This is a genomic window from Shewanella dokdonensis, from assembly GCF_018394335.1.
GTDB classification, from domain to species: Bacteria; Pseudomonadota; Gammaproteobacteria; order Enterobacterales; family Shewanellaceae; genus Shewanella; species Shewanella dokdonensis.
The window spans coordinates 3247685-3262712 of record NZ_CP074572.1; the positions used below are offsets into that span (position 1 = coordinate 3247685).

The 15028-nt window shown below is 48.8% G+C and carries 11 protein-coding genes and 1 pseudogene; 6 read left to right on the forward strand and 6 right to left on the reverse strand.

Going from position 1 to position 15028, the window contains the following annotated elements; all coding sequences use genetic code 11:
* Positions 1 to 28: 28 nt before the first annotated feature.
* The 3 genes from KHX94_RS15660 to KHX94_RS15670 all read right to left on the reverse strand — a co-directional run bounded on the left by KHX94_RS15660 (position 29) and on the right by KHX94_RS15670 (position 3576).
* Positions 29 to 1582, reverse strand: a complete 1554-nt coding sequence (locus tag KHX94_RS15660) for a GGDEF domain-containing protein (protein WP_213681336.1) — start codon at positions 1580 to 1582, stop codon at positions 29 to 31.
* Between the two features lie 144 nt (positions 1583 to 1726).
* On the reverse strand, positions 1727 to 3289 hold the full coding sequence (locus KHX94_RS15665) for a tetratricopeptide repeat protein (protein ID WP_342345846.1): 1563 nt from the start codon (positions 3287 to 3289) through the stop codon (positions 1727 to 1729).
* Complete coding sequence (locus KHX94_RS15670; protein ID WP_213681338.1) at positions 3286 to 3576, reverse strand: hypothetical protein; 291 nt, start codon at positions 3574 to 3576, stop codon at positions 3286 to 3288. Before KHX94_RS15670 ends, KHX94_RS15665 begins: the two co-directional genes overlap by 4 nt.
* Before the next feature lie 481 nt (positions 3577 to 4057).
* On the opposite strand from KHX94_RS15670, the gene KHX94_RS15675 reads away from it, so the two are divergent.
* Positions 4058 to 5806 (forward strand): M61 family metallopeptidase, encoded by a 1749-nt coding sequence (locus KHX94_RS15675; protein WP_213681339.1) that lies wholly within the window; start codon positions 4058 to 4060, stop codon positions 5804 to 5806.
* A gap of 70 nt (positions 5807 to 5876) precedes the next feature.
* Here KHX94_RS15675 and rdgC read toward each other — a convergent pair whose 3' ends face one another.
* Entirely contained in the window at positions 5877 to 6791 is a 915-nt protein-coding gene (gene rdgC / locus KHX94_RS15680; RefSeq protein ID WP_213681340.1) for a recombination-associated protein RdgC, read from the reverse strand.
* A 288-nt stretch (positions 6792 to 7079) separates the two neighbouring features.
* On the opposite strand from rdgC, the gene KHX94_RS15685 reads away from it, so the two are divergent.
* From KHX94_RS15685 to KHX94_RS15700, 4 genes and pseudogenes are all read left to right on the forward strand, one after another.
* Positions 7080 to 8012, forward strand: a complete 933-nt coding sequence (locus tag KHX94_RS15685) for a porin (protein WP_213681341.1) — start codon at positions 7080 to 7082, stop codon at positions 8010 to 8012.
* Positions 8013 to 8266: 254 nt separating this feature from the next.
* Positions 8267 to 8956, forward strand: a complete 690-nt coding sequence (gene phoB / locus KHX94_RS15690; RefSeq protein WP_213681342.1) for a phosphate regulon transcriptional regulator PhoB — start codon at positions 8267 to 8269, stop codon at positions 8954 to 8956.
* Positions 8957 to 9030: 74 nt separating this feature from the next.
* Positions 9031 to 10322, forward strand: a pseudogene (phoR, locus tag KHX94_RS15695) (phosphate regulon sensor histidine kinase PhoR).
* 188 nt (positions 10323 to 10510) lie between these two features.
* Positions 10511 to 11479: a PstS family phosphate ABC transporter substrate-binding protein gene (locus KHX94_RS15700; protein WP_213681343.1), complete on the forward strand. Its 969-nt coding sequence runs from the start codon at positions 10511 to 10513 to the stop codon at positions 11477 to 11479.
* 76 nt (positions 11480 to 11555) lie between these two features.
* Here the strand turns inward: KHX94_RS15700 and KHX94_RS15705 are convergent, their stop codons facing one another.
* A complete protein-coding gene (locus KHX94_RS15705; protein WP_213681344.1) occupies positions 11556 to 12470 on the reverse strand; it encodes a LysR family transcriptional regulator in 915 nt (304 codons plus the stop codon).
* A gap of 195 nt (positions 12471 to 12665) precedes the next feature.
* Between KHX94_RS15705 and recN the strand changes: the two genes are divergently transcribed.
* The gene (gene recN / locus KHX94_RS15710) at positions 12666 to 14327 is read left to right on the forward strand and encodes a DNA repair protein RecN (RefSeq protein ID WP_213681345.1); all 1662 of its coding nucleotides are present in this window, start codon (positions 12666 to 12668) and stop codon (positions 14325 to 14327) included.
* A gap of 99 nt (positions 14328 to 14426) precedes the next feature.
* Here recN and KHX94_RS15715 read toward each other — a convergent pair whose 3' ends face one another.
* Positions 14427 to 15026, reverse strand: coding sequence for a YjaG family protein (locus KHX94_RS15715; RefSeq protein WP_213681346.1), 600 nt, complete (start codon positions 15024 to 15026; stop codon positions 14427 to 14429).
* Positions 15027 to 15028: the final 2 nt, after the last annotated feature.

Consider the following 15028-nt stretch of genomic DNA (forward strand, 5'->3'; position numbering starts at 1 on the left):
CTCCTGTGCCGGACTGGCCTCATGAAGATTAGTCGATAATGACCCGGTCCCGGCTTTCGTGTTTGGCTTTATAGAGTGCAGCGTCAGCACGTTCAAAGGTGTCCAAGATATGCTCACCGTTGAACACCTGTGCTGCACCGATAGATAATGTAACTGTAATTCGCTGATTTTTAAATTTAAACGGAATATTTTTAATTTTTTCGCGTACCCGGTTTAATAACTGGGTAATGTCATTGGCGGAAACATCGGGGATCAACAGTACAAACTCTTCGCCGCCATAACGGGCGACAAATTCGGTATCGCGCAGGGAATTTTTCAACGCCATGGCAATCACCTGCAAGGTTTTGTCGCCGGTGCTGTGACCAAAACTGTCGTTGATCAGCTTGAAATGGTCGATGTCGGCCACGGCAATCCACAGTGTACTCTGGTTATGTTGGAAGCGACGGAACTCTTGCTCCATGCGTTCATCCAAGGCCGCGCGGTTGGGCAATTGGGTCAGGCTATCAAGCTGGTTAATTTTTTGCTGTTCAAACAGGCGCTCTTTATAAGACAGGGTTTCGGCTGACAGATCCGCTAACTCTTTACGCAGGGTATTGACAGATTTCTGCAGCAAGGCGGTTTCCCGTTGTTCCAGCGCCTCTTTGCGGGCCAGACTGTTTTGAAGGGCGCTCAGGTGCTCGGTAATTTTTTGCTTCAGCAGTGAGATTTCATCAATCTCATTGATGCTGCCAAGTACATTGTTGACTTGGCTATTGATCTCAAGATTCAGTCGTTGCTTTGACTGTTGGCTGTGCTGGGTTTGGCTATATGAATCGCTGACAATGTCTCTCACCGAGGTGAGCGCATCATTGAGGGTTTGCAAGAACTCCTGAGACGTGGATTTCTCGCGCGCGATATTTTCCAGCAATAATCGGAGAATCGTCTGATAGGCACTCAGTAGTTCCTCAACCTGTAAGGTGTCGCTGGAAAGCACCTCTTTCAGTTGCAATACCTGTGCACGCTGTGGTTTGGGAAATTCAATGTCAGTAATTAACTGTGCCAGTTCATGGGAAAGCTGCCGATGGATAGGCAGGAGTTCCAGCACTTCCCCTTGTTGCTGCTTTAACAGTACCTGTTCGTAGTAGCCGATGAGTTGCTCTACTTTTGGGATATATTCCCAGATACTGTGAAACGGCTTACTCAGTTCTTGGCGGAAGATACTGATCTCGCGGGAAAGCTTTTCAGGGAGACTATCAATACGTTGTAATTCACGGCTAAAATTGGTCAGTCCGGTGCGACTCTGTTCCAGTTTTCCCGTGACTAAATGGTACTGATTTTTCAGCAAACGCTCGATTTCTGGCAACTCTGGCAAGACTTCATCGAGATGCTCAAAATTGCCCACATTGATGCGGAGTTTGGCGAGTTTATTGTCCAGTTCAAGATTGTGCCCCTTACAGGCAAGGCTCATTTGGGTGATCAACTGTGCCAGCGCCATCAATTTGCTGTTACGGTCTTCGTTGATCTCTTCCAATGCCACTTTGGTAGCCTGTAATTTCTGTTTCAACAGACTAACTTGTGACACGCTCGAACTGTCGTCATTCATTCCTGTTGAGTTCCCTAGGCATCGGAAATACTGCTGGTTATGCAGGCGCTACCGTGTGGCGCTTCGCCTATCGCTAATGTTATAGCAAACCATTGCCGCTGCAAATGATCTAATATATTTGCCACTTTGGTTTTGACAGGTTGATCAAATAATATCGTGATTGTCTGATATGGCACTCATTACTGTGGGCGGCCAGTGGATCTCGCTCTTATTCCCGTTGGTCTCTATTCGGATAAAGCCACGGTCGATGCCTTTTTCTAATTGCTCATATAATGGGTTCGAAAAGATCCCCGAAGGGGTGAAATCCAACGCCGACAATGCCACATAATGACTTTCTGCCGAGGGTAAACTCAAACTGGCAGACAACGCCAGTTGCAGGGTTTCATAGAGGATCGCCGTCGGGAGTTGTACATCGGTATCGGCGAGCAAAGGGTGGGGGATAAAGCCGAAGTCGGTCATTAGCGGCTGTTCGTCCAAGGTCAGTCCGTCAAGGCGATGTTGTAATTGTTTGGCATTGAGTGCTTCTTCAAAGACCAGTCCATAGAGTCCGGGCCGCAGGCTGTATACCTGGGCTTTGCTCAGGTGGCGCAGTTTGTGTAGCAGGGTTTGTTGCCGTTTGCTGGCTTGATGGTGACCACGAACCAGATCTGCGGCAAACTCTGTCTTTACTGCCAATAACGCGATGGCTGTGCAATTCTCATATATTTGCTCGCAGAAACCACGAAACCCAGGTAAGGCGGTGATTGGGTCCGTGGTATTGCATTGCCGTATGACTGCCAGTTGGCGTTTGTGCCGATATTGTTCTCGCAGCAGGTACAGACAATAGCTGCCCGCGACCACTAACAGCAGCAGAATCGCCCCAATAAAGTAATCTCGGGTATTGAGTATCTCTTGCTGGCGCTGGTTTTGTTGCTGTAACTGGGTGACTTTTAGCGTCAGTTGTTGCTCGTTCAGCTCGCCGCTCTGACGCTGTTGTTGCTGGTCTTGCTGTTGCGCAATTTGGGATTGCTTTAGCGTGAGCAATTTATCCTGTAGCGCCACAACGGTTTGGTTGTCACCTTTGGCTTTGTAAGCGTTAACCTGGTAACCAAGGGCTTCGGCAAGTTCAGCATCGAGGTGCAGTTGCTGCGCTAGCGCTTCGGCTTTTTGAGCATGATCTAGCACTAATTCCCAGGTGTGACTGGCATTTGCTACCTGGGCGATCAGCAGTTCGTTGTACACCAGATAGTGATTGCTGTGGCGTTCACGAAATATCTTGTTAGCCTGATGCAGATAGTCCAGCGCATTTTCAGGGTTGCCCAGTTTGAAGTAGGCTTCACCGAGATTATGAAAATTCAGTCCTTGGGCGATGATATTTTGTAACTTAGCATCTATCTGTTGGGCATTGAGGTAATAATCAATGGCTTTATTCCACTCTTCTTGGTGTGCATAAACGGTGGCAATCACTGTCATACAACTGGACAAGTAAGCGTCAAAATTCAGCTTTTTAAAAGAATCTATGGCCTGATGACTATAATTGAGCGCGTCGTCCCATTGTTCCAGATCGCGGTAAAGCTTGGCGAGATTGAGCTGTAACACCGCCTTTTGGTATAACGAATTCTCTTGGGAAGATAACTGGTAAGCGGCTATATAGTGTTTTAATGCCTGCTCTAGCTTATCTTGGGAACGGAAATATTTACCCAGTTTGGTTTCAGCTTCCGCAATCAGATAACGACTGTGAAGTTGTTCGGCAACTTTTTTAGTTGGAGCAGATTATTCAGTGCTGCCTGTTGCTTTTTGAGCATAAGGCTGACAACGCCGAGATCTTCGTAAACGACAAATTTAAGCACTAAGGAGGCGGGATCGTCTTTGTTTTGTAGCAGCGATAGTGCCTGGTTATTTAATGTAATCGTTTGATTGTAATCTTGTTTTATCCTTCCTTGATAGCGACCTTCAAGATTTAACAGCATGGCTTTTTCAGCATCACTCTGCACAACCAGTTGCAGTTGATCCAAGAGTTGCCGCGCTTCAGTCTGTTTATTATTTTTTTGACTTGAACATCTAAGTTGAGACGCACTAACAGCATCATATTGTTGAGCAGCGTTTGAGGATCAAGCCGTAGCGCCTTGGCTTGTTGCTGCAATTGCGCGCGGGAACTGAATTGTAAATCCGTAGGGTAATCTTTAATGATGCTTTCGTAGAGCGCCTGCGGCGTTTCTCGCAGGGCTATCTCAGTTTCATCAGCAGTTTGAGCCGATGCTTGTGGTATCCAGCACATCATAAAAAGCAGCAATGCTGCTGTCCAAAAACGCATGTTACAGGCCTCGAAGCGAAAAGGGATTTTAATTGTTAGCTTTTATGTGGAATAGCTGAGCCAGCACTCTTCCCTTGATATAATCAGCCGCTTAAACAATAACAATGAATTAGGATGGAATTACGAGTGAAAATCAGCAGTTTGTCAATGTTGTCGTTAACCTCGTTACTTGCATTAGGGGGATGTCTCAGGCCGCCGCCGAGGTGCAGTATCAGATAGATTTATCGTCACCAGAGCACCATCTGGCCCAAGTGCAGGCGTTATTTCCTCAGACCGATAGTCATATACTGCATGTCAATCTGCCCATATGGCGTACTGGCCGTTATCAAGTGTTGCCGCTGGCGGATGGTGTGCGGCATTTCGAAGCGCGTGATGCCGCGGGGCAAGCACTGTCTTGGCAGCGAACCGATGTTGGTGAGTGGCAGGTACAACTCGACAAACCGACAGCGGTTACCATCTCTTATCAACTGTATGCTAACGAACTTGGACAACGGGTACGGCATATTGATGCCACCCATGCGTTTCTGGATGCCAGTGGTACTTTGGTCTACAGCCCGGAATTTCGTCAGGAACCGGTGCAAGTTGCCTTGCGTGTTCCCGACCATTGGCAAAGTTATTCTGGTATGGGCCGCCTCGGGGCGCAGCAATTTAGTGCAGCAAATTATGATGTGCTGGTGGATTCTCCCATTGAAAGCGGTATCAGCCAGCAGCGCAGTTTTGAGGCGGATGGGAAAGCGTATCAATTGGTGGTCTGGGGCGAAGGCAACTACAACCTAGAGCAGATAGTGAGTGATCTACAAAAGGTTACCGCCGAGTCCCAAGCGATTTGGCACGGTTATCCATTCGATCACTACGTGTTTATGGTGCATGCCACCAGTGGCGCTCGCGGTGCCACCGAACACATCAATTCGACGATTATTCAGTTGCCACGGTTTAATTTTCGCGAGCGCAAGGACTACCTGCGGTTTATCAGCACGGCGGCCCATGAATTTATCCATACTTGGAACGTGAAAGCTTACCGCCCAGCCGCGATGGTGCCATATCGCTATCAACAGGAGAACATGACCCCGCTGTTGTGGATTGCGGAAGGTTCTACCAGCTATTTCCAGAATCAGTTGCTGTTGCGTGCAGGGGTGATGACGCCAAAAGAGTTTTTGGACGATCTGGCAAAACGCATAGAAGCGAATCAGCACACGCCAGGTCGCGAGGTGCAGTCAGTGGCGGCGGCCAGTCTGAATCAATGGACTAGCGGTGGGGGCGACTATGCTGCCAATAACAGTGTGAATATCTACTCAGAAGGTTATATGGCATCTTTGGCGCTGGATTTTTCCCTGTTGCATGACACAGCGTTGAAGGCTTCTTACCGGGAGGTGCATAAGCGCCTATATCAAGATTATCGAGTGCCTAAAGGCTACCAGGTCGCAGATGTACTACAGATCCTGCAACAACTGAGTGGCCGCGATTATCATGACTGGTGGCAGCAGCATGTGGACTCACCCTTGAGCTTGGATTTCGCGGCATTGCTGGCTCAAGCCGGGTTACAGTTGAGCTATGGTAACGACAGCAAAATGCAGCCCTATCTTGGCATTAGCCTAGGTGATGGTTTAACCCTGAAACGGGTGGCACGTAATAGTCCTGCCTGGCAGGCCGGGATTGGGGCTGGCGATGAACTGATTGCCGTGAATGGTATCAAGGTGACTGCTGAAAGTTTTGGTAAGCGGCTCAATGACTTTCAGGCGGGAGAGACGATTACCCTGACGCTGTTCAGCAATGATACTTTGGTCAGCCATCAAGTGGTGTTGGGGCAGCAACCCTCAGGAACGCTGCAATTGCAGCCAGTAAAAGAGGTTTCCCGGCATCAAAAAGCCTTCTTTAAAGCTTGGTTGGGAATCGATTGGCCCTTTGATAACAAAGGTAATTTTAAGGCCTGAATTATCGCGCCAGCTCGGTAGCGCGGTTGGTGCAGGAAAGGTGTCGCGGCACCTTTCCCTGGTGCTTAAGCTACAGCGCTGCGTCGTCCAAGCCACCAAGCGCGTTGATTAAAGCCAGCACTAAGGCTTGCAGCTCACTGCTCATCAGCGCGAAATCGGCATCGGCCTTGGCGGCGGGATCTTCACCCGCCACATCATCGGTCTGGGCACGGAACTCTTCCGCAAATTTCAGCCGTTTGACACTGGCATCAGATTGCAGCAGCAATGCAATTGATTGTTCAAAATGCAGTGCTAGCTTGTGTACCTGCTTACCGGTTTCCAGGTGTGCCAGCACTTCTTCTTCAGCGAGATCCTGCTGCTTGAATTTGACAATACCGCCTTCATCGCTGGCGGACTTCAACTCGGCTTCATCCTGAATTTCAAATGGTGCTGGCGCATGGCCCTGTTTCAGCCATTCTGTCAGTTGAACTTCAATCGGCGTTTTGACACTCACGGGAACCACTGGCAGCGACCCGACGGCTTTGCGCAATAATGCCAGCAACTCTTCGGCCTTATTGGCGCTGGAGCTGTCTACCAGCAATAACTGTTGCTCTGGCAGCAGTAATGCGTGGATCTGGCTGCGGCGTGAGAAGGCTCTGGGCAGTAAAGTGCTGGTGATATCTTCTTTGAGTGACTCTTTTTCTTTCTTGGTGATCTTACGCTGTTCCTGCTCTTCCAGTTTGGCCACTTGCTCATCCAGCGCTTCACGGATCACTTGGGATGGCAGGATCTTTTCCTCTTTGGTGGCACAGATCAGATAACTGTTATTGGCAGCATGTACCAAGGCCTGCCCCAATTTTCCCAGCGCATTACTGAAACCAAATTTGCTGATGTCCTGGCTGGAACAAGGGGAAAACGGATAACCAACAAGTGCCTGTTCCAGCGCTTCTGCGGTGATGGCAAAAGGCTTGTTGAAACGATATAGGGTGAGATTTTTAAACCACATAACCACGGCTCTGATAAAAATAAAGCCGCAGTGTAAGCCATCCTGAGCGGGGGTAAACCATGGCAGTAGCACAGCTTTTAACGAACAAAACAGATTTAACCAAAATGTCATAAAGTACAGAAAAACCTGACAAACCCCGCCATTAAGGGATTTTTAGCGGCGACAACCGCGTCGCCAAACCGCTGTCACACAGCCGCGAAAAAATGAAATAAAACTGCAACAAGCTCATTGCACACTTGCGCTCGTTCCAAACCAATAACCAAGACGAGAGAACGTCGAAAGGAAACAATGATGAACGCATTTTGCAAAACCCTACTCGCTTCTGCCATCGCTGCTGCTTCTGTTGCCTCTGCGCATGCGGCTGATCCGTTGACCGTTTACGGTAAGTTGAACGTCACTGTTCAGAACAACGATGAGAACGGCGAAGATTCTGTAACCTCTGTGCAAAGCAACGCCTCTCGTTTCGGCGTTAAGGGTGATTACGACCTCGGTAATTCACTGTCTGCTTTTTACACCGTTGAGTATGAAGTTGCCACTGACAGCAGTAGCAGCAACAACTTCGTCGCTCGTAACCAGTTCGTTGGCTTGAAAGGTAATTTCGGTGCGATTTCTGTTGGTCGTAACGATACCATGCTGAAGAATTCTCAGGGTAAAATTGATCAGTTCAATGATTTGTCTGGTGACCTTAAGCACCTGTTTAAGGGCGATAACCGTATGGCACAGACTGTGACTTATTTGAGTCCTGCCATGGGTGATTTCCGTTTCGGTGCGACCTATGCCGCGGATGCTGACAGTGCCCAGGCTGGCGACAACGGTTTTTCTACTGCATTGATGTACGGTGATGCAAACCTCAAGAAAACCCCAATATATGCAGCGATTGCTTATGATTCCCAAGTAAAAGGCTACGATGTTCTGCGTGCTTCTGTGCAGGCTAAATTGGGCGACTTCAAACTGGGCGGTATGTACCAGACTCAGGAAAAATCTGAAGGTGATAACGACAGCATCAACGGTTACCTGGTAAGCGCTGCCTACGATATCAAAGAAGTGACTTTGAAAGCTCAGTATCAGGATATGGAAGATACTGGCGATTCATGGTCAGTAGGGGCTGATTACAAGCTGGCTAAACCAACCAAAGTATTCGCTTTCTACACCAGCCGCTCTATGGATGATGCCGCGGATGATGACAAATACTTTGGCGTTGGTCTGGAACACAAGTTCTAAGATTAATGCACGCTATCGAGCCAGTCATTAGACTGGCTTTTTCTTGGCAATGACGCCATCGTATTATGACACTTACATGATGCAGCTTGCGGGCTATGCTGACGCAGGGTGACATTTTTCCTGGTAACCGCGCCTTCTTGCCGACTTTTGTGACACAATGGTGGCAAATAATGGGGCTGTGTGACACGGTTTCATAATTTTGTCACAAATCTGACCAATAATAGCTGCGTGTTAATTCACTGACAGAAACGCTTATGACCGCAAGGATTTTGATTGTTGAAGATGAGCTTGCCATTCGGGAAATGCTCACCTTTGTAATGGAACAACATGGCTTTGCTGCCAGCGGCGCAGAAGACTTTGATTCTGCCATGGCACAACTGAAGGAACCTTATCCAGATCTGATTTTGCTGGACTGGATGTTCCCAGGTGGCAGTGGCATTCAGTTCGCAAAGTCGCTGAAGCAAGACGAATTTACCCGTAAAATTCCTATCATCATGCTGACGGCAAGAGGTGAAGAGGAAGATAAGGTCAAAGGGCTGGAAGTGGGTGCCGATGACTATATCACTAAGCCTTTTTCACCGAAGGAACTGGTGGCGCGAATTAAAGCAGTATTGCGCCGCGCGGCGCCAACGCGTCTGGAAGACACCATTGAAGTGCAAGGGTTGATACTGGATCCCGTCAGTCATCGAGTCTCAGTCGGTGAATCTGTGCTGGATATGGGGCCAACCGAGTTCCGGTTATTGCACTTCTTTATGACACATCCTGAACGTGTCTACAGTCGCGAACAGTTGCTGGATAATGTGTGGGGCACCAATGTTTATGTGGAAGACCGCACTGTTGACGTACATATTCGCCGCTTGCGTAAGGCCATCGAACCCTCGGGTCATGACGGGTTAATCCAAACTGTGCGCGGTGCTGGTTATCGTTTCTCTACTCGTAGCTGAGTATTCCGGGATGGGCACAGTGCCGATTTTGCGCTATCTTGTGCCCCATCTGCCTGAATTCAGGGCTTTCTTTTATGTTTGACGCATACTCTGGCTATCGGCTGTTTTCCAGACTGGTACTGTATTTGCTGAGCTGTGTGTTACTTGGGCTGGTATTTGGTCAAGTATTGCTGGTGTTATGCATTGGTGCTTTTCTGATGCTCGCCTGGCACTATCGGCAGTTGATGCGTCTCAATTACTGGTTATGGAAAGATCGCCGTCTAACCCCGCCTCAGGGCAGTGGCAGTTGGGAAGGTGTGTTTAACGGTATTTATCGGCTTCAAGGGAAAAACCGTAAACGTATCAGTCAGTTGGCTGGATTGTTAGGCCGCTTTCGTCAGGGAGCAGAAGCGCTGCCTGATGCGGCAGTGGTGCTCGATTCCAGTTTGAATATTCTGTGGTGCAATAAGTTGGCGCAACTGATGTTGGGGCTCGTTTGGCCTCAGGATAATGGCCAGCGGGTTGATAACCTTATTCGCCATCCCGACTTTTCCGCTTATCTTAAAAAGGCCGCTTTCAGGAACCGTTAGAGTTGTCTTCTCCCGTCTCGGAAAAACGCCTGCTGGAAGTGCGCTTAATGGCCTATGGCGATCGTCAGTTACTGCTGATTGCTCGCGATATCACCCGGGTGCGGCAACTGGAAGGCATGCGCAAAGAGTTTGTGGCAAATGTTTCTCATGAACTGAAGACGCCACTGACGGTGTTGCAAGGCTATCTGGAAATGATGGAAAGCATGGCCGATGCCACAGATCCTAACCGCAAAGCGCTACAACTGATGCAGCAGCAGACCGGGCGGATGCAGTCGATGGTCGAGCAACTGTTGATGTTGTCCAGAATTGAGGATTCAGCAGAGATTAACCTCGAAAATGTGGTTGATATGAACAAAATGCTGGCGGTGCTGCGGACCGAGGCAGAGGCTTTATCGCGTGAACGCTACCAGCTGCATTTCGACTTTGATACCAAACTGCATGTCCACGGCAATGAACTGCAACTGCGCAGTGCTTGCTCCAATCTGATCTCTAACGCAATTCGCTATACGGAACCTGGCGGCACCATCGACATCAGTTGGAAGAAAGTGGCTACCGGTGCCATGTTCAGTGTTCGTGACAGTGGTATCGGTATCCCGCCGCAGCACATCGCCCGGCTGACCGAACGTTTCTACCGGGTTGATAATGCCAGATCGCGGCAAACGGGTGGCTCTGGGCTTGGTCTCGCCATTGTGAAACACGCGTTGAATCATCATCATAGTGAGTTGTTGGTGATGAGCGAGCCGGGTAAAGGCAGTACCTTTAGTTTTGTGATCCCACAACATCTGTTGGCACAGTAGCTGGCGCGGACGATTAAATGCTAATTAGCTGCCATGACTGAAAATCTTGATTGTTGATTTTGCTCGTTATTTTTTCTTCTTGGCTTGGTCTCTGTCATGTAACTGTCATCAAAAGATCATAGAATTTTCACTGTATTGACCAATACTGACCGCAGATAACTGTGTGGTCACTTGAACGGGAGCAAATCATGAAACTGAAACAGCTTGTTGGCGCGATGGCCTTAACCGTCGGATTATTCTCAGCGGCTGCAACGGCTGCCGTTGATCCCACATTAGCAAATTACGAAAAAACCAGTGGTGTCTCCGGTAACTTTTCCTCGGTGGGCTCAGATACGCTGGCTAATATGATGACGTTGTGGGCCGAAGAGTTCAAACAGATGTATCCGAACGTCAATGTGCAGATCCAAGCGGCAGGTTCATCTACTGCACCGCCAGCATTAACGGAAGGCACTTCTCAGTTTGGCCCTATGAGCCGCGCAATGAAGCCGAATGAAGAAGAAGCTTTTGAGAAACATTATGGCTACAAACCTACGCGTATCCGGGTCGCTATTGATGCTTTGGCTGTGTTTGTGCATAAAGACAATCCAATCAAAGGGTTAAGTCTTGAACAAGTCGATGGGATTTTCTCTTCAACCCACAAATGTGGTTCCAGTGATTTGACTCGCTGGGGCGATGTGGGCTTGTTGGGAAACTGGGCGAGCAAAGATATTCAGCTGTATGGCCGTAACTCAGTGTCTGGCACTTATGGGTTCTTCAAAGAACACGCCTTGTGCAAAGGTGACTTTAAGCCGAGTGTTAACGAACAGCCCGGCAGTGCCTCGGTGGTACAGTCAGTGTCGCAATCACTAAATGCGGTGGGCTATTCAGGTATCGGTTATAAAACCGCCGGGGTGAAAGCTGTCGCTATCTCGAAAAAGGGGCAAGATTACATCCCTGCCACAGCGGAAAATGCAGCAACAGGTACTTATCCACTATCCCGTTATCTGTATGTTTATGTGAACAAACATCCTAATCAGGAGTTGCCACCCATGCAGCGCGAATTCCTGCGCTATATCCTGTCAAAACAGGGGCAACAGGTGGTTGAAAAAGATGGTTATGTACCGCTGCCAAAAACCGTGATAGAAAAAGATCTCGCCAAGGCCGGCATCCAGCTGTAGTGCGTTGTGGATTGCTCCATAAAGCCCGTCGCTGTGGTGATGGGCTTTATCGTTTGCCTATCTTAGGGCGGGATACTTAGGACGGCACAGCTTCATCATTTATTGAAAACAGCGTTGCAGCTTTGGACTGCATAAATTCAATAAACAGTCTGACCTTTAACGGCTGTTGACCGCGTTGATGATACAGCAAGGAAATCCGCCGTTTCTCACAGCGCCATTCCGGCAATAGCACTTGCAGTTTGCCTTCACGTAACTGCTGTTTTACAAACAGTTCTGGGCCATAAAGAATTCCGCCGTTAAGTTCTGCCGCGCGGATGGCACCATTCAGATCGGTCAGCGTAAGATTGGCCGGGCCATCATAGTAAAACGCATCACCGTTTGCATGGCGTAGCGTCCAGTTAAAAAATGGCCAAGCTTTGATGATCTTATGTCGATGCAACTGCTGTGGATGTTGTAATGCCGGAGCGTGGCGCAGATAGTCTGGGGATGCCACCATGCGATAGTCCAAAACGCCAAGAGAGCAGGCGATCCATGAAGAGTCCGGCTGAGTGCCGCCAACAATCGCGACATCAATGGCCTTATCGACTAAGTCAAACTCTTCATTACTTTGAGCAATGTGCAGTTGGATGTCTGGATACAGTTCACAGAACTCGGTGAGGCAGCCAATAAGCAGATTGGCAATAATGGAAATCGGTGCTGCCAGCCGTAAGGTACCTTCAGGCTTTTCTGGGCTACCGCTGTGGCTGAGCGCATCAAATTGGGCAACCACTTCTTGATATTTTTGATATAACGCCAGCCCTTCTTCGGTAAGGCGCAGTTTTCGGGTGCTGCGCATCAGCAACTGTTGGTTCAACTGTTCTTCCAATCGTGCCAGTTTACGGCTGACAGTTGCTACCGGCATAAGCAACTGGCGCGCTGCGGCAGAGAAGCTGCCGGCATTTACCAGATGCACAAACAAGTAGATAAGCTGAAGTTCTGGAGATGACGGCATATGATTACTGAGTTAAACCATTCACTAAAACTGAGTCTTCATGATAGCGGATTGCGGGAACAATTTAATAGCACTATGACGAGAAGCTCGTCATGGCTCGTTAATCTGCTGTGATAGCATAAATAATCAACAGCTATTTACTGTATAAAAAATCAGTATATACTGTGCATTAATACAGTGCTTTGGGGATATTTTATGCTTTGCCAACTCAGCATCAACAATTTTGCCATTGTGCGTTTTTTGGAACTGGATTTTCGCGCGGGCATGACCAGTATTACTGGCGAAACGGGCGCCGGTAAGTCTATTGCTATCGATGCGCTGGGATTATGTCTGGGTAACCGGGCAGATGCCAGCAGCGTGCGACCAGGTGCCGACAAAGCCGAGGTCAGCGCCCGTTTTTCACTTGCCGATGTGCCGCAAGCCAAACGTTGGCTGGAAGATAATGATCTGGAGCTGGACGATGAATGTATCCTGCGCCGGACAATCAGTAACGATGGTCGTTCACGTGCGTATATCAACGGCAATCCCGTACCTCTAGCTCAACTTAAAGCACTGGGGCCGCTATTGGTTGGTATTCATGGGCAGCATGCCCATCATGCGTTGCTGAAGAGTGAGCAGCAACTGCTGTTACTCGATAGTTATGCCAACCACAGACTCTTGTTAGACGCTGTCAGCAGCGCCTACCAGCGTTTTCGCCAGACAGAGCAACAACTCCAGGAATTACAGCATTCACAACAACAGCGGATTTCCCGTAAGCAACTGCTGAGTTACCAGGTGGAGGAGCTTAACGAATTCGCCCTTGGTGAACAGGAGTTTGCTGAGCTGGAGCAAGAACATAAAAAGCTGGCTAACGGTACCGCCTTGATGGAAGCCTGCCAACAAGGCATTTATCTGCTCAGTGATGGTGAGGAGATGAATATCGAGTCATTGCTGAATAAGGCCGTGCATGTTGCGGCGGAACTGGAAGGCTTTGACCCCAAGCTGGCCTCTATCGGGCATATGCTCAATGACGCCTTGATCCAGGTGCAAGAGAGCAGCGGTGAATTGCAACGGTATCTGGAACGGCTGGAACTGGATCCAGAAGTCTTTGCCCAGATTGAAGAAAGACTGTCAAAAGCGATGCAACTGAGCCGCAAACACCATGTAGCGCCTACGGAGTTGTATCAGCATCACCAGTCATTATTATTGGAACTGACAACACTGGATGCTGATGAGTCTCGACTGGAAGAGATAGCACAGCAATTGGCGGCCAGTCGTGACAACTATTTTGTCCAGGCTCAGAAATTAAGCCAAAGTCGGCAGCGTTACGCCAAAGAGCTGGAAAAACTGGTCACCGATTCGGTACGAGAACTCAACATGCCCAAAGCCAAGTTTGTGGTGGCCGTGCAATTTAATCAGCAGCAGATGTCTCTGCATGGTTGTGATGAGGTGGAATTCCGCGTCAGTACCAACCCAGGGCAACCCTTGGAAAACATGGCGAAAGTTGCCTCTGGTGGTGAGTTGTCACGTATTGGTTTGGGCATTCAGGTGATTACCGCGCGTAAAGTGGCCACGCCGACACTGATATTTGATGAAGTGGATGTGGGCATTTCCGGGCCAACCGCCGCGGTGGTGGGGCGTATGTTGCGCTCGCTGGGCGAATCGACCCAAGTCTTGTGTGTGACGCATTTGCCACAGGTTGCCGGTAATGGGCATCAACATATGTATGTGGCCAAACAGAGTAAAGGTGGTATGACTGAAACCTCTATGGTGCCGTTAAATCATGAGCAGAGAGTACATGAGCTAGCGCGCTTATTGGGCGGCGATGTTATTACTGATAACACCTTAGCCAATGCGCGCGAGTTGTTGAATGCTTGAGATGTATGCGTATTATCGGGTATGAACAGGCCGGGAACCCCGGCCTGTTCATATTTAACCCATTACTAATGGCGTGTCGCAGAGACAAAGCCTGCGCTGTCAGTTGAGTGAAATACCTATGTTGGAAATACCGCTAGTGGCGATCTCTTTGCGCAACTCTTTGATAAACTCTGCATTCGCCTGCGGTTGTTCTTCAACAAGAGCCAATAGCGACTCTTGTACCTGCCGCTCTTCTTGCATGACGGCATGCTCAAAAACAAAATCTTCCAACTGTTGTTCCGTCAGCTCGTCAGGTGCTATGGCCTCAATATAATTGGCCACAGTGGCGGAGGATAATTTGGAGATATTGATCATATCGTCTTCAACTTTGCTCTCCAGCGCCCCAAGTAAAGATGACAGCGCTACCACGGCATCTAACGCTGGGTAGACGCCATAAACATCAAAATCTTCCGGTTCTGGGGTGTTTTCTTCCAGCTTGGCTAACTGTAACTCAATGTTCAGTTTGAGTTTTGGGTCATAGAGCGACTGCCACAGCAGTTGTAACAGTGTCTCCAATATTGCCGGATTGCCAAAATGACAAACTTCAGCAAACAACTGATAGTTGGGCAGCATGCGCTGGCATAGTGCGATGGCAAACAGTTTTTTCTGCGGCAGGCTTAATGCTTTAAGTCGTTTAAAAAATCCCGCTTTTGCATTCATGG